Annotated in this window: 16 protein-coding genes; 5 read left to right on the top strand and 11 right to left on the bottom strand. The window is 51.2% G+C overall.

What is annotated here, in order from left to right; all coding sequences use genetic code 11:
* Position 1: 1 nt before the first annotated feature.
* Complete coding sequence (locus IEY39_RS07350) at positions 2 to 277, bottom strand: DUF6520 family protein (RefSeq protein ID WP_188929978.1); 276 nt, start codon at positions 275 to 277, stop codon at positions 2 to 4.
* Complete coding sequence (locus tag IEY39_RS07345; RefSeq protein ID WP_188929976.1) at positions 274 to 735, bottom strand: MauE/DoxX family redox-associated membrane protein; 462 nt, start codon at positions 733 to 735, stop codon at positions 274 to 276. The genes IEY39_RS07350 and IEY39_RS07345 overlap by 4 nt, the downstream gene beginning before the upstream one ends.
* Before the next feature lie 302 nt (positions 736 to 1,037).
* Between IEY39_RS07345 and IEY39_RS07340 the strand changes: the two genes are divergently transcribed.
* A complete protein-coding gene (locus IEY39_RS07340; RefSeq protein WP_229688808.1) occupies positions 1,038 to 1,556 on the top strand; it encodes a CAP domain-containing protein in 519 nt (172 codons plus the stop codon).
* A gap of 10 nt (positions 1,557 to 1,566) precedes the next feature.
* On the opposite strand, the gene IEY39_RS07335 is transcribed toward IEY39_RS07340, so the two are convergent.
* From IEY39_RS07335 to IEY39_RS30075, 4 genes are all read right to left on the bottom strand, one after another.
* A complete protein-coding gene (locus tag IEY39_RS07335) occupies positions 1,567 to 2,406 on the bottom strand; it encodes a 5'-methylthioadenosine/adenosylhomocysteine nucleosidase (RefSeq protein ID WP_188929974.1) in 840 nt (279 codons plus the stop codon).
* Complete coding sequence (locus IEY39_RS07330) at positions 2,403 to 3,725, bottom strand: NCS2 family permease (RefSeq protein WP_188929972.1); 1,323 nt, start codon at positions 3,723 to 3,725, stop codon at positions 2,403 to 2,405. Before IEY39_RS07330 ends, IEY39_RS07335 begins: the two co-directional genes overlap by 4 nt.
* Entirely contained in the window at positions 3,709 to 4,041 is a 333-nt protein-coding gene (gene ytxJ / locus IEY39_RS07325; protein ID WP_188929970.1) for a bacillithiol system redox-active protein YtxJ, read from the bottom strand. Before ytxJ ends, IEY39_RS07330 begins: the two co-directional genes overlap by 17 nt.
* A gap of 107 nt (positions 4,042 to 4,148) precedes the next feature.
* A complete protein-coding gene (locus IEY39_RS30075) occupies positions 4,149 to 4,271 on the bottom strand; it encodes a hypothetical protein (protein WP_262892848.1) in 123 nt (40 codons plus the stop codon).
* A gap of 208 nt (positions 4,272 to 4,479) precedes the next feature.
* Here IEY39_RS30075 and IEY39_RS07320 point away from each other — a divergent pair, with 208 nt between their 5' ends.
* From IEY39_RS07320 to IEY39_RS07305, 4 genes are all read left to right on the top strand, one after another.
* Entirely contained in the window at positions 4,480 to 5,829 is a 1,350-nt protein-coding gene (locus IEY39_RS07320; protein ID WP_188929967.1) for a UDP-N-acetylmuramate--L-alanine ligase, read from the top strand.
* 1 nt (position 5,830) lies between these two features.
* Positions 5,831 to 6,598, top strand: coding sequence for a 3'-5' exonuclease (locus IEY39_RS07315; RefSeq protein ID WP_188929966.1), 768 nt, complete (start codon positions 5,831 to 5,833; stop codon positions 6,596 to 6,598).
* A gap of 63 nt (positions 6,599 to 6,661) precedes the next feature.
* Positions 6,662 to 7,432 (top strand): polyprenol monophosphomannose synthase, encoded by a 771-nt coding sequence (locus IEY39_RS07310; protein ID WP_188929964.1) that lies wholly within the window; start codon positions 6,662 to 6,664, stop codon positions 7,430 to 7,432.
* Between the two features lie 3 nt (positions 7,433 to 7,435).
* Positions 7,436 to 8,314 (top strand): DMT family transporter, encoded by an 879-nt coding sequence (locus IEY39_RS07305; RefSeq protein ID WP_188929963.1) that lies wholly within the window; start codon positions 7,436 to 7,438, stop codon positions 8,312 to 8,314.
* Positions 8,315 to 8,601: 287 nt separating this feature from the next.
* Here IEY39_RS07305 and IEY39_RS07300 read toward each other — a convergent pair whose 3' ends face one another.
* The 5 genes from IEY39_RS07300 to IEY39_RS07280 all read right to left on the bottom strand — a co-directional run bounded on the left by IEY39_RS07300 (position 8,602) and on the right by IEY39_RS07280 (position 21,215).
* Positions 8,602 to 9,006, bottom strand: coding sequence for a hypothetical protein (locus IEY39_RS07300; RefSeq protein WP_188929961.1), 405 nt, complete (start codon positions 9,004 to 9,006; stop codon positions 8,602 to 8,604).
* A 374-nt stretch (positions 9,007 to 9,380) separates the two neighbouring features.
* The gene (locus tag IEY39_RS07295; protein WP_188929959.1) at positions 9,381 to 9,830 is read right to left on the bottom strand and encodes a hypothetical protein; all 450 of its coding nucleotides are present in this window, start codon (positions 9,828 to 9,830) and stop codon (positions 9,381 to 9,383) included.
* An 8-nt stretch (positions 9,831 to 9,838) separates the two neighbouring features.
* Positions 9,839 to 14,467 (bottom strand): DUF6443 domain-containing protein, encoded by a 4,629-nt coding sequence (locus tag IEY39_RS07290; protein WP_229688807.1) that lies wholly within the window; start codon positions 14,465 to 14,467, stop codon positions 9,839 to 9,841.
* A 20-nt stretch (positions 14,468 to 14,487) separates the two neighbouring features.
* A complete protein-coding gene (locus tag IEY39_RS07285; protein ID WP_188929957.1) occupies positions 14,488 to 16,158 on the bottom strand; it encodes an Ig-like domain-containing protein in 1,671 nt (556 codons plus the stop codon).
* 26 nt (positions 16,159 to 16,184) lie between these two features.
* Complete coding sequence (locus IEY39_RS07280) at positions 16,185 to 21,215, bottom strand: RHS repeat domain-containing protein (protein ID WP_188929955.1); 5,031 nt, start codon at positions 21,213 to 21,215, stop codon at positions 16,185 to 16,187.
* Positions 21,216 to 21,228: the final 13 nt, after the last annotated feature.

Genomic DNA, 21,228 nt, shown 5'->3' with positions numbered 1-21,228 from the left:
TCTATTTTGTCTTGGGGGCTTCCACCGCACAGCCCATGCAACCGTTGTAGGTGCCGATAGTACAGCCTGTGTAGGTTATACCGCCATTGGTCGTATAATAGGTGCAGAATTGGGAACCCGCAGCGCATCCGTATTGAGCTGAAACCGGGATATACGAGCTTCCGTTGAAATAATATTGTTGAAAGGTAGTGCAATCAAAATGCGGCTTGCTGGTGAAAGCGGCGGTGATGGCGAAGACGACTGTCAGGGACAAGATGGACCATTTGATCTTTTTCATACGAAAGTGTTTGATTGGTGATGAAATATGGGTTTTGGTTTTAAAACTTTCTTACGTTGAAGCACAACTCCCAGAGCCGACAAGCCTGTATAGAATGAGTTCAATACGAGGTGTTCCGGCCAGGTGAGACGCTTGATCACACCGCCACAGGAACAAGGTATAAATGGGAGAAGATGCATCAGGACGATGGCCGTATAGATCGTAAACAGCCCCATCATCACCAGCGAAGCGTAGAAACCTAACAGTCGGGTACGTTCGAAGATCACACTAACGGAGATGGCTATCTCAGTAAAGGGTACGATCCAAACGAGGAGCCGGGTCAGGGTATGCGGCAGCGGCTGATGAGCCATTTCTCTATTAAACGTGCGCCAGTCAAGGAACTTGCTTAGACTTGCGTAAACAAAAAGCAATATCAATAGGGCCGAAATACACTCCAGCAATACCTGTCTTTTGAACATAGTTAAAAAGGTTTGAACCCCCGGTGACAGCGTGGGCCAAATATCAATAAAAGGTAATCATGAGCGGATAGGAAGAATCGCATTGTATACGGGTCGGATAAGAATAAGATAAGAAAAAGGAGGATAAAAAAAGGAACAGGTTATTACTAGTGATGTTAAATATCGGCAAAAAAGATCAGAGTAGCAACATCGAATCCATTATATTTTTGCGATTTTAACTTTTCCCTGCAAGCAGCGTTAGAAATTTTTTCTGCACTACGAACGTTAAATGTAGAGTTGTATTATCTCTAAAACGAAAAAATATGTATCGTAACTCCTTGTTCGTAATGATTCTCGCAACATTCGTCCTACGTTGCTACTCGCAGTCCGAAAAAATAATATATAAAGACCCTGCGTTTATTTCGGCGATGGTGCAACAACATAACACGTATCGATCGGCTTTGCAATTGCCTCCGCTGGTGTGGTCGCCGGCGCTGGCGAAGGATGCGTTGGCCTGGGGCCAGCATCTGGCCGCGATAGACAAGGGACAGCACGATGCATCCATCAGAGGGAAAGAAGGCGAGAATCTTTGGTGGGGAACGGCGGATGCTTTCTCCTATGCAGATATGGTAGACATGTGGGGCAATGAGAAAAATTCGTTCCGCTATGGAGTCTTTCCCGATGTCGGTACGAGCAGAGGGGCGATGGTCGGGCATTATACCCAGATGGTGTGGAAGAATACGACATCCGTCGGATGTGCACTCGTCGGTAATGGTACGAACGACTATCTTGTTTGCCGGTATGCCGTGCCGGGCAACGTCGTTGGCGAAAAACCCTATTAGGCTGATCGGTTTATCGTTTGTGAGCGAGTTCGCCCGTAATGGCGATGACGAGCATGGCGGCGTTGTGTGCTGCTGCACGATAGAACCGCGCGATGTCTTTTTCCGCCTCGCCGTCTGCGGCATCACTGAGGCTGCGGATGACGATGAACGGCACCCCTTGCTGCCAGCAGGTTTGGGCTACCGCGGCCCCTTCCATATCGGTGGCTTCCGCCTGCATATCCTGCCAGAAACGCCGGGTGGCCGACCGGCTGGTGACGAAGACATCGCCCGTCACGATGGCGCCGGTGACGATGCGGGGCGCGGGTCTTCCTTCGATAGGTTTTTCCAATGCCAGATGTCTGCTGACGTTTTCCGCGATGTTCACCAGGGTGTCGTTACAGGGAAAATACTGAGGATTCTTTTTGGTTGTTGCCGGATCGCGGGTCGCATCGGGTTTCAGGCTATCATCGGTGAGCGTACCGAAGTCGTGATAGGCGAGCCGGTTACCAATAACAAGGTCACCGGGTGAGAGGGCCGGGTCGACGCCGCCGGCGATGCCGCTGAAGAGGACCTCTGCCGGATGAAAGTGGTCGATGACCAGCGTTGTAGTGATCGCTGCATTTACTTTCCCGATGCCGGTGAGGGCGACGACGACCTTTCTTCCATTGAGTGTTCCTTCGGTGAAGTGCAGGTGGTCGATGACGATCTCTTTTTTATTTTCGACGGCATTGAGCAAGAGCGTGATCTCTTCGCCATAGGCGCCGAGGATGGCAGTGGTTTGTGCGCCGGCCGGCCTCGCGGTGGTTTGTGCCTGGGATGGCGTGGTGGCGAGCTGAAGGATTACAAGCAGCAGGAGGATAGTCTTGTTCATAATAATAAAGATAAGAGGGCGAGGGCGTCTATGACAAGCAAGGGGATGGTTACTTCCCTGGATTTGCCGGTGGCTGTCTTCAGGAGGGTATAGGAGAAGAAACCCCAGATGATGCCCTGGGTGATGGAATAGGTGAAGGGGATGAGCACCAGGGCCAGGAAGGCGGGGATGGCCTCGGCTGCGTCTTCCCAGTTGATGCGGCTCACCGGCCGGAGCATGAACACGCCTACCAGCACCAGGGCCGGTGCGGTCGCGATGGCAGGGATGGTGGATATTAACGGCGACAGAAAGAGAAAGGGCAGGAAGAGGAAGGCTGCGACGACGGCCGTGAATCCCGTTCGGCCACCGGCTTCTATGCCAACGGCGGATTCGATGTAGGCGGTGCCGGGGCTGGAGCCCAATAATCCCGCGATGGTGGTCGCTACCGCATCGGTGAGCAGGGCGCGGCGGAGATGACGGGGTTCGCCCTTCTCATCGAGGAGCTGCGCAGCTTCCGCCAGCCCTACGAGGGTGGAGAGGCTGTCGAAGAGATCGGTGAAGATGAAGGAAAAGATGATGGGAAAGGCCGACCAGCGCAGGGAGTGGACAAGATCGAGCTTGAAGAGCAGGCTAAAGTCGGGCGGCGACCACCAGCCCGATGCTTTTACGAGCGGGATGCTGCCGGCGACGGACCAGTGATCCGGTCCCCACCAACGGCCCAGGGGCCAGGCGCAGAGCGTCGTAAAGATGATACCATATAAAATAGCGCCTTTTACTTTGCGGGCGATGAGCAGGGCGGTGAACAGCAAGCCTGCCAGGAAGGTGAGGACGGAGGGGGTAAGGGGCCCCATGCCGACCAGGGTAGCGGGCCGGTAAACGATGAATCCGGCATTGACCAGCCCGATGAGGGTGATAAAGAGGCCGATGCCTCCGGCGATGGCATAGCGGAGGGGCCGGGGAATGGCTTTTAAGAGTAAAGACCTGATATTCAATATAGTAAGTAGCAGGAAGAAGATGCCAGACCAGAAAACTGCACCTAAGGCTACGGGCCAGGGAATTTTGAAGGTTGCGACGGCTGTAAAAGTGAAAAAGGCGTTGAGGCCCATGCCCGGGGCTACGAGGATGGGGTTTCGGGCATAGAGCCCCATCATTAATGTGCTGAAGAAGGAGACCAGGACCGTTGCGGTTAGCACCCCCGAGAAAGGCATGCCGGTGCGGCTGAGGATGGCAGGGTTTACGATGATGATATAGGAAGTAGCCAGGAAGGAGGATATCCCCGCTACTATCTCGGTTGAGCGGTTCGTCCGGATATCAGGCCGCTGTTTAAGCCGCTGTAGCATCGATTATGTCGGCCATGGTGATGCCGAGGTGGCTTTCGTCGTAGACGCATTCTTTGTTGCGGATGAGCAAGACCTGGGGGGACTCGTGCTCTACGAAGAAAGTTTCGGCTATTTTGTTGGAGATGGGCCGGAAACTGATGAGATCGAGATAGTAAAAATCTATGGCTTCCGGTTGGGCGGCTCTTTCCAGGCGGCTTTTGACCAGAGCGCTGGAGGGGCAGCGGGTGCTGTGTTTAAAGATGAGTTGGGGGCGGCTGACCGATTTTTCCCTGATGTCTTCCAGCTGAGCTTCTGATTGCAAAGAGATCCAATTCATGGTTGCGAAGATACTATTGCGCTTTTAACAACAGGGAATAAAAAAAGGTTATCGATCGATAACCTGGACCAAAGAATTTTTCTGCGCTAGGGTAGGGAGGGATCGGACTAGCGATATCCTACATAACCCTGGCTCATCTTGCAACCGCTGCGGGAGCTATAGCTGGAAGCGCAGGAAGTAAAGGCAAGGGCCGTGGCGATGACTAAAATTACAACAATTGTCTTTCTCATTTTTTGTGGTATTTAGAATTGTTACGATAAATTGCCTGGTTAACTGACGGAATTGGAACCAGGTAATTCAAAGGACCGGATGCGGATTACACCACAGAAGATTGGGGGGAGATTTTCTAAAGGATAGAGAAAGAAATAATCGTAGAACTGGCACAAAGTAAACACAAAAAATCGATATTCGCAAGCCCTAAGGGGATATTATTATACTATGAACGTTCATTTTATCGCCATCGGTGGGAGTGTAATGCATCAATTGGCTATAGCCCTTGTGCGTAAAGGATACACGGTAACGGGCAGTGATGACGAGATCTTCGAGCCGGCGCGCACCAACCTGCAACAGGAAGGGCTTCTTCCCGCCACTATAGGCTGGGAGCCAGGCCGGATCCATCCCGGACTGGACGCGGTGATCCTGGGCATGCATGCCAAGGGCGACAATCCCGAACTGCAAAGAGCAATGGAGTTGTCTCTTCCGATCTATTCTTTCCCGGAATATATCTACCAGGAGAGCCGCGACAAGAAGCGGGTAGTTGTGGGCGGCAGTCATGGAAAGACGACGACGACGGCCATGATCATGAATGCGCTGGCGGCGGCCGGGATGGATTTTGACTGGCTGGTCGGGGCCAGGCTGGAAGGTTTCGCTCAATCGGTGAATATCACTCATGCCCCCGTGATAGTCTGTGAAGGGGACGAATACCCGGCCAGTGTGTTGGAGAAGCGACCCAAATTTCATTTTCTTTTTCCACATATCGCCGTTATCACGGGGATTGCGTGGGATCATATCAATGTCTTCCCGACCTTTGACAATTACCTGGAGCAGTTTCGCATCTTTATGGATAAGATCGGGCCGGGAGGGGTACTTATCTATAATGAAACAGATGCTGTGTTGAAGAAACTGGTAGCGGAGCATCCGGGGGCTAATGTGCGTAAGGTAGGTTATGGAATACCTGCCCACCGGATAGAAAACGGCATAACGCTTGTTACGTTGGAGGGTCATACCGGGGCCTTAAAGGTTTTTGGGGAGCATAATCTATTAAATCTGCATGCTGCCTTTTTGGTTGCCAAGGAGTTAGGCCTTGATGCGGCGGGTTTTTTGAAAGGTATGGCCGCTTTTTCGGGGGCGGCTAAACGGTTGGAATTGATCGGCAGGTCCGCCGATGTCAACGTCTACCGGGATTTTGCCCATGCTCCCTCGAAAGTGAAGGCTACAATACAGGCGGTGAAAGGCCAGTTTCCCGACCGGCAGCTGATCGCCGTCCTGGAGTTGCACACCTACAGCAGTCTGAATGAACAATTCCTGGCCGAATACCGGGGCGCGCTTGACCTGGCGGATAAGGCCGCGGTCTTTTATTCCAGGCATGCCCTTGAATTGAAGCGGATGCCGTTGCTGCCGGAGGAAAAGGTGATCGCGGGGTTTGGGAAACCGGGACTGGCAGTGTTCCAGGAAAGAGAAGATTTGCGAGCCTGGTTGGCGCGGCAATCTTATAAAAATGTTAATTTGCTTTTAATGAGTTCGGGTAATTTTGAGGGGCTTGATATAAGAGATTTTTTAATATTATAGAATGTTACAACTTACGCACCCCCTGGCGATCATTGATCTGGAGACTACGGGGGTCAATCTCGGCACAGACCGGATTATTGAAATCGCCATTGTGAAGGTGATGCCGGATGGAAAGAAGCTGGTGAAACGGAAATTAATTAACCCGGAGATGCCTATTTCGGCGGGGTCAACCGAGATTCATGGGATCACCAATGACATGGTGAAAGATGCGCCCACCTTCCGGCAGGTGGCTAACGAGCTGAAGCAATTCCTGGATCATTGCGACCTGGCGGGTTATAATTCCAATCGATTTGATATTCCCATGCTGGTGGAGGAGTTTCTGCGTGTCGGAATGGAGTTCGACGGCAAGGGCAGGAAACTGCTCGATGTGCAAAAGATCTTTCACATGATGGAGCAGCGAACGCTGAGCGCTGCATACCGATTCTATTGTCAAAAAGAATTGGAGGGCGCTCATGGGGCTGAAGCAGATGCTTCGGCTACTTGGGAAGTATTGGTGGCGCAGGTGTCGAAATATCCCCAATTGGGAACGAATATCGATACCATTCTCAAATGTATAGGCGAAGAGCCGGTGGTGGATTTTGCGCGGCGATTTGTAATGGAGAACGGGGTGGAAGTGTTTAATTTCGGCAAGCACAAAGGGCGGGCTGTAGCCGAAATATTGAAGGCAGAGCCGCAGTATTATGATTGGATGATGAAGGGAGATTTTCCACTTCACACCAAGCAGAAACTAACGGAAATTTTTAACAGGACAATGTTAAAAAAGGGGTAGCAGGGATGAGAGGGGCTGAAAAGTTGTAATTTTGTATTTTAATTCCGGACATAAAACAGGCAGTTGGAAAAGATCGTCATCATACCTACTTATAACGAAAAGGAAAACATTACCCTGATATTGGAAGCTATTTTTCAGTTGGGGCAAGGCTTTCATGTGCTGGTGATAGATGATAGCTCACCGGATGGCACAGCAGATATCGTCAGGCAGTTACAGCGGAAATATGCCGGTCAGCTTTTCCTGGAAGAGCGCCAGGGGAAGCTGGGGTTGGGTACGGCTTATATCCATGGCTTCAAGTGGGCAGTGCGTAACAACTATGCCTTCATTTTCGAGATGGATGCCGATTTCTCGCATAATCCGAAGGATCTGATGCGGCTGTATGAAGCCTGTAAATACCAGGATGGCGATGTGGCTGTCGGCTCCCGTTATGTAAAGGGTGGTGGTAATGTCAATTGGCCCCGCAACCGCATCCTGCTCTCACGCGGGGGCTCTATTTATACGCGGATCATCACGTGGATGCCTGTTCAGGACCCTACCGCCGGGTTTGTCTGTTATAAAAGGGAGGTGTTGGAGACGATCAATCTCGATGAGATCAGGTTTGTCGGTTATGCCTTTCAGATCGAAATGAAATTTGCGGCCTGGAAGCTTGGCTTCAAGATAAAGGAGGTTCCCATCATCTTTGAAGACCGCAAATTTGGTGTCAGCAAGATGAACAAGGGTATCGTAAAAGAAGGCATCCTCGGTGTGCTTAACCTGCGCTGGCACTCTCTCTTCAAGAATTATCGCAACCGGGTGAAGAATGATGTCATGGCCATGAGCTCTTTTCCTAAATAGGCCATGAAAAAGGCTTTTATCCAACTTCATGCGGCTGTCCTTCTCGCAGGGCTTACCGGGGTGCTCGGCAGGCTTATCTCCCTCAATGCGGGTTTACTGGTCTGGTACCGGCTGTTGATCACCGCTGCTTCGTTGTGGTTATTAGCCTTGTTGCGCAGGCAGTCCGTGCGGATCGACCGGCGTGACCTCTGGCGCATCTTTGGCATCGGGGGGATCGCGGCGTTGCACTGGGTGGCATTTTATGCGAGTATCAAATATTCCAATGTTTCTGTCGGCCTGGTTTGTTTTTCGGCGATCGGGTTTTTTACGGCCTTGATCGAGCCACTGGTCTTGCGGCACCGGGTCGATGTCGTCGAACTGCTGCTGGGGCTGCTGGTGATTGCGGGCATCTTCTTTATCTTCCAGGTAGACCCGCATTATAAGACCGGTATCCTGATCGGGCTGGTCTCGGCGTTACTCGGGAGTCTTTTTCCGGTGTTGAATAAGCGCATTTTGCAGCGGGTGCCGGCGGAGACAGTGACACTATATGAGCTGTCCGGCGGGTTCCTGGGGTTGACGCTGTTGATGCCTTTGTACCTATATCTTTTTCCTTTTGATTCGCTCGTTCCGGGTTGGCGGGACTGGGGCTGGCTGCTGGTGTTGAGTTGGGCCTGTACGGTGCTGGCTTTTAATCTTTCGATGAGTGCGTTGCAGCGGATATCGGCGTTTACGGTGAATCTCAGCTATAACCTGGAGCCGGTGTATGGGATATTGCTGGCTTTCCTGCTTTTCAGGGAGGATAAATACCTTAACCAGGGGTTTTATGTTGGGTTCTTGCTGATTCTGCTGTCGATCGTTTTGCAGACGGTGAGGTTGTGGAGGAGGGGGGTGGGGGTGGAGTGAGGGGGTGAGGCGGAGTATGTGGTGGGAGGGGTGACTGCATTTAAGGTTCTCGATTTCAAAAAAGTGATCAGGTACCAAGCTTCCGCCCATCCAGAAGCTTCTGTAAACCCTTCTCAACCGGGATTCGGTGAATTGGCAATATTCACAGTAGGATCAATAAGCTTCTCTCTTTCTTTGTCCATTGAATTGGTCTGTTTGATTGTCGTCCTATACGGTTCAGGTGTAGAGTTTCTATATTTTTCTTTTAAATTAGACAATATTCTTTCAGACCATTCGCCCGAAGAATGTTAATCGTACCCCAAAGGAAACCAGATACCACGATACATTGGCGACTTCATATTCGGTATGATGTGCCCTTGATCTAATGTATTAATGTCTACATCTTCTACCATTTCCTTAATAGGAGGACGCTTAACATAGGAGAATATTTTTTCATCGATAATACCAAGAGCATCTTCGTAGCTAGTCGCTGTAACACCGCAACCAATTCCAATACCCGGAGGATATCCGAACGCTAATTTAATGTCAAATTCGAACCAAAATCTATGCATATAATATTGATGTTGTTGAGGGATATTCTGAGGGTTAACAACAGGCTCAAATCTAATACCTGGACCTATATATGGATTAATGGTTCCTGGCACTATTCCCGTACTTGGATCAATGCCTGGCAATAGATATTGTCTGTCCATGAAGTACGGCAAGTATTGAGGATGAGCGAAGTAGTCAATATCACTCTTTGTCCCAGGTAGCCGGGTTGCTGGTATTTATTACACCGCTTACAATAGAGCTTTTGCGCGCTATTTTTCTGCCTGCCGGCCTTTTGGCAGGAACGGTCACAAAATTTACATTTCAAACGACCAGATTTTTTGATACACGAGAACGATACAAGGCCGGAAGTAACCGGCCTCTTAGTCGAGTCTTATTTATTTTTTGGCTTTTTAGGATGAAATGATCAGGCTAACAGCCTTTGTGGAGGCGGCTTTTAAGAAATGTTCGGAAAGCCTGATTTTTTGATACACTACCCCCAACAACACATCAAATATTTTAATAAAGTAGCTGCCCATCAAGTCCTTTTAAATAACTCTGGATATTTACTCAGCATGAACTTACGAATATCCACCATCTTTAATTCATGGTTTCCGCTCTTAAAAAAATCATTTATTGCGTCAAAATTTTGATAAATAGTATCAGATATATAGTTGAATTGCTTTTTATAACATTCATCCAGATCTTTTTCTTCTTTAAAATAGTTAGACTCGGGGACATCTGAAGATGTTTGATTTAAATAGCTTAATAAGTTAAATAAGTTAACCCCTTTATCTGGATAGCCTGTTTTGTAAAGTGCAACATAAAATTCCCGTCTATATTTTTCAAGTTTTATCACAAAAGTATCAGAACTATACTCAATCGAATATACTCCTTCCTCATTTAGTTCCGTTGATTTGATAAATCCATATTTTTCGACAAGCTTTGTAAAGCTGTCATATAAATATTTTAGAAATTTTTGATCCATCTTATTCCTTATTTTAAAACCAACTTTGAATAGTCTGCAGTCCACTGGTAACCCCGTTCAACCAAATATTTTATCTCTTGCGCAAGCACTGAAGATTTATCAAGCAAATCTGGGTTAAATTTTCCAGCGAAAACCACGTCATCTCCTCTTTTGACAATTCCAGCAAGAAACTTTTCATTTTTAGCCCAAGTCCAAGCCTCGTCAGTTACATTTAAAAACCTGGCTCCAATCTGTCTTGCGAATTCACGATAAGTTGCCCGTGGACCGATAACCGACACCCCTTTCGCAGTAACGGACCCACCTTCGAATAATTCGCCCAGTCCATCTGTAAACGTTGCAATAAAAACTTGCCCCATTGCATCTTTCGCGGCAGCAGGCCCATTATTTTGATCAGGGTTTGGATCATTAGGATTAACAAGTGTCATCCCAAGCCAATGACCTATTTTATACTTTTCATAATAATCCTTTTTGTCATAATACTCATACCCACCGCCAATAGCATATTTGGTATTAGGATTCATGTATCCTACCAAGATTCTAATATTATCGGCGTTCAGGTATACTCCAGGATCACCGTCTGCATTGATTTTTGTTACCTTGCCAGTACTATCAAGGTCTACAGAATTAGTACTCATACCGTCTGGATCGATATACCGGATAGGATTGTTATTCACATAAATATAGCAACTCGAGCTGCTGCTCTGATCAGAAAGAGGATCAGGCCGCCCCCATCTTCCTATTTGAGGATCATACATCCTTGCGCTATAATCATACTCTTGTAATCCTGATCCATCAGTGAATTCCTGATTCTGCAACTCCTTACCATTATACCGATACTTGTTAACAGCATACTGGCTCTTGATCGCTTTGTCTGATATCCCCGCCATCGTCAACCCGAACGGATAAAAATGATCCTCCTCCAACAGCGGCCCGCGCGTCTGGGTCACCTGCAAATTATCAAAGAATACCTCTACGTTTGGCGTCGAGTTACTTGTATAAATATACAAATATCCGCTGGACGTGACGGGAAGATTCGTTAAAATATGCTTGTGCAGTTCCTGGTCGGCGCCGACCTGATCGTACCCACTGCTGGCCGCCACAAAGTTGAACTGGTTGTCGAACAGCACCCAATTGATAAAGGCATGCGGCCTGTTTTGGGCGATGGCCGTGCCCGTGGTGTCGTTCAGGAATTGGGTGACATTGCTGCTGAGCGTGGCGCTGTTGGTTTGCAGGGCGCTTGGAGACGGGTGGCCGCTGCCGGGCAAGGCACCAATGCCGCTGATCAGCGCACTGACGATGTCGTTCAAGGGGCTGACGGGGCTGCTGGGTGTGGTGCCGTTGAGCCGGTACCAGCTGCTTGCCCGGATGGAGAACTGGTCGCCGGCCATTACTTTCAGCACGATTCCCGGACCGATCTTCTGACTGCCATCGGCACTACTCAGCCCAGCCACATAGTTGTTGGGATTGGTCGTCGTGTCCGTGGGATAGCCTGGCGGCAGCGGCGTACGGTAGACATCCAGGTTAGTATAGTAGAGGTTCTCCAGGCTGCTGTCACCCACTTCCATGGTCGCGGCCGGGTACCGGTCCACCTCCTGCTCGTCTGTGAGCACCATCCGCGTATTGCCCAGATGGTCTTTAAGGAAATAGTCGTATTTGAAGCCGGTGGTGTTTTGCCCGCCTGTCGTATCGGTCGTCACCCGTACCCGACCTTCCTCCTGCCCGAAGAATTGCAGCGTGTCGGCTGGCGTGGTTCCCGAACTAAGGGACTGCTTTCCCTGGTATTGGAAAGCTCCGATATAGGTGGTCACGGTTTGGAGACCGCCGGCGCTGTCCAGGGTTGTTTTCTTCAGCTTGTTGCCGGCCGCATCATAGATATAGGTGATCGTGCCTTTGGTGCCGCTAGCCGAACGTACCGTGATCCGCCAGGGCAGGTTGAGGTGGTTGTAGATGATGCCGTCTGCCGTCTGGCTGCCGATGTCCTTGTTGAGATCGCGCGTCAGGTTGCCATTGGGGTCGTAGGTATAATCCACGGCTGATGCCGTTTTACCACTGCTGTATGGGCTCAGCGAAGAGGTGCGGAAGTCGCCCAGGGTTGTTTGTGGGTTGTTAGCCGTGTCGATGACATTTTGCAGCTTGTTGGTGTTGGTCATGTACGTATACGCCAACCGGTCGATCGGCTGGCTGCCGCCCAACTGCCAGGCCATCTGTTTCATGCCGAGGATATTGCCATTCTCGTCGTAGGCCGTACCAGCATTCACGCCATCACCCATGGTGGACGAAAAATCCACGCCGGCCGATTTGTCCCAATTGCTCCCGTATTGATTGAAGTCGGCGAACAGGAGGCGGTTGGCTGGGTCATAGCCAAATCCGTAAGCTCTTTGCTGGCCATCGCCCTTACTGCGCCATTTGTTTCCGGCAATGTTGCCATTCAGCTGGTTGGTCGCAAATCCCCAGTCATAGCTCAGGTCCATCCCAAACCAGCGGTTATTCGCCGCCGGGCTGTTGTCTTTGTTGGCATAGTCGCGGTTGATGCCTTTGAGCCAGCCGCGGATATTGTAGCTGTAGTCCTGTGTTTCCAGGAAGGCGCCGCTGGTCGTCTGTCCCAGCTGTTTTTGTTTCAGCTGACCTAGTTGGTCGTAGGTGTGCTGGGCCAGCAGGCGCCTGGTGCTGTCGGCATCGTTGATCGTCTTGTAAACTTGCAACAGGCGCCCCCCTGGATCATAGTTCATGTTGGTTTTGAGACGCGTGTTGCTGTTCGCGATAGCTTGCGGGTTGGCATGCGCCAGGTAGGTCGTGATCACCTGACCGGCAAAGTTGTATAGGCTTGTCACCGTGTCCTGGCCACCCTTGTAGTTGTCGCTTTGCACTTGCACCGGCCGGGCTCGGTCGTCGTAGAAGGTGGCCGTAGACAGCCAGGCGCCTTTTGTGAGGTCGGACGGGTCTTCCAGTACCCGCACCTTGCTGCCTGTGATGAGGCCGATCGTTTGGACGGCCTGTTCGTCGGCCTTGGCGGGCAATGATTCCGGATGGGGGTTGGTGCCGGCATCGAGCAGGCTGTTATAGGTGGTAGCATATTGTTTGTCGGGCGTGTTGTGGTAGTCGTCATAGAAGCTCATCGTCAGCGCGATGAAGTTACTTCCCGGTGGAAGGGGGTTGTCGACGACGATGAGGCTGTCGGTAAAGGGGATCCCATTATTACTTCCCGACGGTACGATCTCCGCCGTAAAGTCCACCACATCGGGCGTCTCGAAACCGTTGTCCAGGGTGACCGTATTCAGCGCCTGGTGATCTCCGTTCTCGGTGGAATCAGCCAGGTCCAATAGCTGCGGGATGGAATTGGTCGATGTGCCGGATACGGTGACCCCGCTGGTCGTGCTGCTGCCGGTGTTCGCCGTAACATAGGCTTGCAACTGGCTGCGGGTGCCGCTGTAGGTGATCATTCCTGTAGCGGCCGGGCGGTTCAGTACATCGTAGAGCGTGGTCATCCAATTGTTGCGGCCCCGCATATTGGCATCCTGGCTATAGACCAACCGGTCGCGTGCATCATAGACCATGTACACCCAGCCTGCGCCAGGGACTTTCTTGGCTATCATCCGCTGGCGCCCGTCATACTCATAGCGAAAGCAGAGTTCGCTGATCGTGGTCGTGTCGGCCGACACACTCCAGCCATTATTGTAGATGATTCGGGTAGCCTTTGGGGAAAGGACGAACCGCAGTTGGTTGAGGTTGTCATAGACATAATAGGTGCTCAGCCAGCCACTATATCCCGAGAAGTCGCTGGCTATCGTGCCGACCTGCACTTTTTTTAGGATTACCAGCCCATCCTTGTCCTTGTACTCGACTACCGCATGTTGCTGTTCGTCAATGGTCACAGTCTTATACAACTGCCCGGCGCTATAGTAGCCGCCGCCGGTGGGGATATTGGTGGTGATGTCATTATTCACGTAGGTCAGCGTGTCGGTGCGAATGTTCCAGCTCTCCACACTGTCGGCCGCACTGTTCACCAGGTATTGCATCGACACACCGACACCATTTCCCGCCCAGCTGTTGCCGGGGGCCATGGTTTGCAGGACACGGTTGAGTGGTGAGGCTTCATACACCGTCTGGCCATAATACACCTTTTCACCGGAATAGGCCGGTTGCTCGTTGGGATAGTTGTTTTGGTAGAAGTTCTGCTGGTCGGTGAAGGGGTCCTGCTTCAGCCCGCCATTTGTCGTATTGCCGGCGGTAGCCGCATAGGGGAGGTATTTATACACTTCCCGGCCAAAGGCGTCATAGACAACCGGCGTCACTATGTCCACGGGGCTGCTTCCGGGCGACTGCTGCCGACTCACGGTCTGCAAGGGACGCCCCAGCCCGTCGAAGAAATGCATGGTCTCTTTGACGTCCGTATACCCGGCTGTGGAGAAGCTCACCGTATCGGTGATGCGGCCCAGGCCGTCCCGCTCGCGAACGTAGTTCACCAACGGCGATTGCCCGTTCACGATATAACCCGCCGGGGTAGAGGCTGCTGAGTCCCTCGGCCCAAGCACCTGAGTCTGGCTACTGGGTTTATTGGCCGGTTGGGCCAGGCCGGCAGTCGCCAGCAGCAGGGCAATACCGAAGGCCAATCCTTTTTTCATCACCTTGTATCGCATATTTCAGCAGGTTGATTGCATTAGTGTTTCGCCTTGATCAGGGCTTTCAGCTCGTCTATCTCTTTCTGTTGGGCATCCAGCCGGGCCTTTTGCTCGGCTGCCTGTTTGGCCTGTTCGGCAAGTTGTCGGTTCTGTTCGGTCAGCGTCTTATTCTGTTCGATGAGGTACAGCGTCAGCTCTTCCACCTTCTTCAGCAGCGCCGCCGCATGGTCGCCGACATCGATGCCGTTGGCTTGCACTTCCTGCTGCGAGGCGATACCCGGCAGGTGTTTGTGTTCGGCAAGGTATTTTTCCAATTCCGGCAAGCCCGGTAGTGCATAGCCTTTCTCAAACACATAGTCCGGCCAGGTACCCGCCGTCTTCACCTTCACTTTCGTAAAGATCGCCGTCCCATTCACCGCCAGCTTATAGTTGTCGGGATTGCTGGTGCCGATAGCGATATTATCAACCGAATCGTAGAGCGTTCCGCCGGAATAGATCCACCGGCTGAGGCCCGATGCACTGCGGTAGAACAGGTTGCCGCTGGTGTCGCTCACCAACACCCGGGGTTGTGAATTGGTGCTGTCGTTCTTCAGGCCTGCCAGCCGCACCGACCCGGTAGTATGTAATTGCGCCGTGGGATTGATCGTGCCGATTCCCACATTGCCCAGGGGCGCGATACTCATCCGTTCGATGTTCCTGGTCCGGAAGGCCAGCCGCACACTGTCCACATTGCCCACAAAATTGCTGTCGGCATTCATCCCGATATTGCCGGTCATCGACCAGAAAGAGGTGAGCGATTCCACGCTGATATTTATTGTGGAAGTATTGGTCGTCCCCGCCCCATCAGTCGCCTTGGCCGTGATCATATAATGCCCCTCATTAGGGTTCGTCCAGGTCATGGTGTAGGGCGCTGCATCGGCCTCGCCGATCTTCGCCGTGCCGGCATAGAATTCCACCTTGGTAATGGTCCCACCCGTCTCTGTGGCGGTGGCGTTGAACACGATATTGCTTTCCTCTGCCAGGATGTCGCCATTGGAAGGACTGGTGATCTGTACATTCGGCATGGTGATCTGCGCGCTGCCGGAAATGATCTGGAGACCGGAGATCATCGCGATGTCGGTGGTCGCCGTCGTATTGACATACACCCGGATCTTGCCGCTCGCATCCGGCGCCACCTTTTGAAAGGTGATCCCCATGGTCTGGTTGTCGTAGATGTTCAGGAACTGGCTATTCTGCATGTTGAGCCCCGCAACGGTATATTGGGTAGGGTTGCCGGTGGTGCCATAAGCGAAAGAACTGCTCATCTTCACATAATACACACTGTCGGGTTTGAGTCCGCTGATCACCAGTTGCGGCACGGCAGCATTGAATTCCGACTGGGGCATATTCCCATTATTGATCCAGGCGTTACTCATCACCGGCGAGGGAAAGTAACTCGCTCCCCCGTAGCCGATGCCGTCGGCAGCACAGGCGTGACCATTCTGGATCCAGTTGGCCGTGCTCACCGAACTGATGGAGACGCCCGTCACCGGGTCGGTGGCGCTGATGATCGAGTCGGAAGGATCGCCGTTGGCGGATATCCAACCGGCGACCAGGGCGCTGCTGGAGGGAGGGTTTAGGGAAAACCGAAAGCTGACCACCGTCTGTGCGGAGAGCCGCCCGGCGCCCGCCAGCAGCAGCAACAGCAGTATCCAAAAGCCTTTTTTCATATTTGCTGATTTAACCTGTTTTTAGTTTACTGGATGACTCCGTTGAGGTAGATGGTCCAGCCTTTTGATTTAAGATAGTTAAGTGCACTCACCCCCTGGCTCGTGTAGGTGGAGCCACCACTGTGGATGACGATAAACCCACCCGAGATATGTTGCCCCGAACCCGCTGCTATTTGGTTGAAGATGGTATCGATCTCCCCGGAGGCCAGGGGGATGATGGGATTGCCGCCGGGTACATTTGAATGATACTGATTGGCGGCTACCAGGTTGAAATAGCTCAGGTTGGGGATGACACTGAGGTCTTCATGGTTCCATTGATCCTCGCAAATGGCTATGGCCGTGAGTTTGGTAAAATACGTATTCCAATTGCTCTTTAGCCGGCTGAGGGTAAACGTGGTGTCCGCATACCCCTGCGTGTAGTAACTGCCGTTGGCGGCGCGGATGGTGGTAAGGTTGGTATCGGCGGCCAGGAAATCCTGCGCGTAGCGCATATTCCGCCAGGGATCGATAAGATTGCCATAATAGCCGCCATACGGGTACCAGATAGTGATAGAGCTGATCGAGCTCCAGTTGCTCACCCCAGCAACGGAGCTGGCGCCCGGCTGCTGGTAAGAGGTGCCCCCCAGGAAGGGCATATGCTGGGGATAATTGCCCCGGAAATTAGTTACCCGGAACAGGCTCGTGGCTGGGTAGACCCACGGGTCGAAGGCCGGCGTTTCTGTCCCGTCGTTGTGGTAGAAGCTGATAGTCTTTAGGCTGCTGTCCTTGTACGTGTGAATATAATAGGGGCCATAGCCGATATAGAAGTTCGCATCACTGACGGCAGAGTTGCCCGTACCGTAGTGGAGCACCGTACCCGGTGCCAGCCTCAGGTTAGCCGTATCCAGGGGGGTGCGGCCCAGGCGCATCCCCGTACCATCCCCGAAGTCGACATAGGCGGCATTGATATTGCGCACCGCGTCCAGCTGGTTGTAGGCAAGATCGACCTGGTAATACCGGCAACCCGTCACACTGGCCGGGAGCACCTGCCCGGTATTCAGCGTCATATTGAAGTGCAGCGAATCGCCGCCGGGGGCCAGCGTCCCGATGCGGGCATCGGCGGTATCACTGTTCCAAACATTGGCAAAATTTTGCGGGTTGGCGGCATTGCCCAGGAGCTTACCGTTGACATTAAAAACCCCCACCGGGTAGCCGAGGGTGGCCGTCCCTGCAAAGGTCTGCAAAGGCACGAAATAGCAGCCATTGCCGCAACCAGCCAGAGCCTGGTACTGGTAGTCGAGGGTTTTGACAATATTGTAGTCCTGGTCGCGCACGCGCTTGAGACGCGCCAGACCGTCGTATTCGTAATAGGTGACCCTATTGCCGGCATCTGTCTGGCTGGTCATGCCGATCAGGGGATCATAGGTATACGTGGTCATTTGAGCAGTGGATGGATAGAGCCGTAACTCGTCGATAATGCCGCTACCAGAAACGGTAATCGTGGATTGACCGCTCACCTTGTGGACATAGAGGGTCCAGTTAGCGTTATTGATAAAGATGGTCTTACCCTTTGTCGGGAAGCCGGCCATCGTTCCGCTGATGGAGAGAGAGTTGCCTGTCGTCCAGTAAGAAACGATGTAGGTGGCACCGCTATTAAGTCCCGATCTCGAGATCGTTCCCATGAGGTTGTAAGATGCATGCCCGGTGATGGCCGTGGTGGTATTGACCGAGCCACTGCCGATGGTCCAATTACCGGCGCCGTCGGCTTCGAAGGACGTATAGGCAACGTCTCCCGATTGCGCATTCTTTATAGCCGCAATTGGGTATTTGGCATTGTAATCCCATACATATACCTGTGAAATATCACCTATCTTGCTTTGCTGCAAAAGGTTACCGAAATTGTCATAGGCGCCAAAGGAAATATAAGGTGTATACAGCGAATTCAAACTGGTCCCGGCATCGCTGACCCCAACCGGACTGTAATTTTGAATAGGTCCGGGAGTTTCCAAACGGAATATGGTGTCGAGTAAGGTTTGCGAAGGCTTAAAGCTGGTATAGACACCTGATATCACTCCTATAGCTGTTCCAGTTCCGGCGCTCTTTTGAACATATTTTTCGACCACCGGTGAGAGGATATGATGTTGTTGCAGGTTAAGGACGCCCCGGCCCTGCGAAGTGATCGGATTGGTTACCGGATAGTCAAAAGGATAGGTTAAATGTGTAGTGACGGTATTGCCCTTACTGTCGATCGATGCAATGCTGGTCGGCAGCATGTTGGATGGCGCATCGCCATAGGCATAGTTGGTCGTCTCCGTAATCGAGTCGCCATTTTCTACCTGCGTAACGGATTTCGTCAACAAGGATACATATCCTGATGCCAACTGATAATGAGCCACATTAAAGGTCTCCGGGTTAGCAAATGCACCAGCCGGCCCACTAAATACGGCGCTGGTGTCCGCGATGCCCGGAAAAACTTCCACCAGGTACCGGGCCACAAACCCACCCTCCGTATCAACAAATACAGGGCTACCATAACTATCGTTTTCGGTCCTGAGGGGAACGTATTGCCCACCGACATACTTATAGTCGATCCGCTGCAACTGAAGCCCCCGTTCCCAGTCTCTTGAGTCCGCAGGCGGATAGGGAAAATTATCGGTCGGTCCCGGGGACGAGCCGTAATAATCGGGAAAGATCTTCGGTGAGGAGTAATGGTACTCCGATTTCCCGTTCGGTGTCCCGCTCATCGCATCGGTCTCCGTCACCGTAACGGTAGAATACCCGACGTTGGAGCCCTGCGTCGTACTCAGCGCATAATTCGACTCTCCGTTGAGAACGATATAGGAATAATATGCCGCCTGATTTATCGAATCACTAGGTGCAACCACAAATTCCGTCAAGGGATAAATAAAGGAGAGTCCGGCTACCAACTCACCTGAAGACAATGAACTATTGATCAGATTATAGTTGTAATTTTTCTGGAGATACTTATTGGTCACGGGATCATAATCGACGGTCGATCTTATACGGACGCCCCCTATATTTCTACTGATGTCTACCGTATCGGTATGAACAACTATATTAGACCAGCCGTTAATGATGCAAGCGGGTTGAGACAGATAGGTATTCAGGTAAGTGGAGTTTCCGATGAAGGAGGTGATCGGCGTAAAAATAACCTTGTACGTTCCGTTTGGAAAATAATAATTACTCAAATTATAAGTATACACCCGGGTAGTGGAATTAACCTGTACATAAGTAGTCTGGGTGAGGGAATTGTTTTCCAAATCATACATGAGTAAATAAGGCTGATTGTTCGAATCGTAGATATCGAACTTCATAACAGGCTTTGTACCCCCCTGGTACAGCATATGGGCGATATTGATGTTGGCGTATCCCCCAGCCCCGACTGTATTAAATGTAAATGTTTTATAATAACAAGCAATGCCGTTTATCGTAGTATCGACAAAACCAACCCCAGGGGTATTATAACTGGGGAAATCAATCGGCATGGAGCAGGTTTGACTCACGACATCGGGGGGCAGTACCCCTCTCCCCACATAGGCATTGTGCATTTCATAATTGAACTGCGTGTACCCTCCTGTCGGATAGGTAATTTTGATAAGCATATTTTGCCGGCAAGCGTTGCTGTCCGGTTCTTTGCCGGTGAAAACATAGGAAGACGGGTTGTTCTGGTCTCCAACCAGTTGGTAATTCAGGAAACTGGTCTCATTGTCCGTATTTCCGTTGTAATAGCCCCAGTAATCACGCTGCTTGGAGAACCGGCTTGGCAGGCCACCCAAGGAAACATCATAATCAAAGGAATAGTTCCTGCCGTCTGGAATGGAGGCATTGTCTAATTCCGAGATACCCGTCAACATTAAGCGATAGTTGGAAGACGAACTTATACCATTGATCCAGCTCGCATAAAAGTTGTCGGTAGTAGAGGAAGGAGATGCCGTATCCGCCTGCAGACCTCCTAATACTGATCCTACAGAATATTTGTAATTGAGCGAAAATCCCTTAAGCAAGGTTCCATTTTTCCTGTACACCATGATTTGATTTAACACGCTATCGCCAATCAGATCCTCTCTTGGTTGTCTCGTATTAAACCGGACGGATCCATTTGAAAACAGTATTTGTTGCAGTCGCTTGTTTATGTTATCTGACCTGACTGCATTTTTTACTAAGCGATTTTGAGTGGGTGGTGCATTGGCACCAATTGTTTGGCCGCTCAAGAACACAAATTGTTGTTCCGAACTTGGCAGATCATACATCAATTCATAGGTGCCATAGGCAAATTTAATCGTATCGCCGGTGGGGGAGTACATGTCAGTCAGATACCAGGCCGTCGTGCTGGCCAACGGGACGCCGGGGCCCTTCACGTTGGGTGATTGGGTTTGGTCCGGGTCGAAACTGACCGTTCGGTTTGTCTCGTAATCTTTAAACTCATAGACGATACCGTTCTCGTCCGTTATCTTGAACATCAACGTCGGCATCCCATAAAAAGGAGGGTCCAGGGGATTCCCGTTTATATCATATGCCTGTATTTTCAAGTTCTGGTGCGGCGAGATACTGATCGTGCTGGAATTGGAAAGGACGAACTTTCCCGACTTTCCGTTGAAATTAAAATAGAACACATCCGGCTGATAATCCACGTCTGCCGCCATCAGCTCTTCTTTCGCCTGGCCGGCCGTCAGGCTTTGTGGAAGGCTATATGCCGGGTTTGTGCGCCTGTTCTCATCGGGTAACCCGTAGACCGTGCGGCTGATGCAACCACCGGCATTTAAGCTGAACCCCAGCCCTACCCAGGAAGCCATGTCCGCCACTTTGCTGCCGCCAGTATTATAGCTCAGAGACAAGGGAAGTGTTAAAGAACCCTCTTTGATTTCATACAAGGGAATGGATACCTGCGCAGAGCCGGTGTACAAGCCTACCGGAACATTGCCGTATTGTCCCAGTGAGGCAGCTGTCGGCGAGGGGGCAACAATCTGTTTGAGATCGGTCGACTGCGGTAGCGTTTGAGCGATTCCCGGCCTCGCCAGAAAAATCAAAAGAACGATCCATGCTAGATGTCGATGCATAACGGAAGATGAA

The sequence above is a fragment of the Puia dinghuensis genome (assembly GCF_014642875.1).
Lineage (GTDB): Bacteria > Bacteroidota > Bacteroidia > Chitinophagales > Chitinophagaceae > Puia > Puia dinghuensis.
The sequence above is the reverse complement of the archived record's forward strand: the minus strand, read 5'-3'. Positions and strand labels throughout refer to the sequence as shown.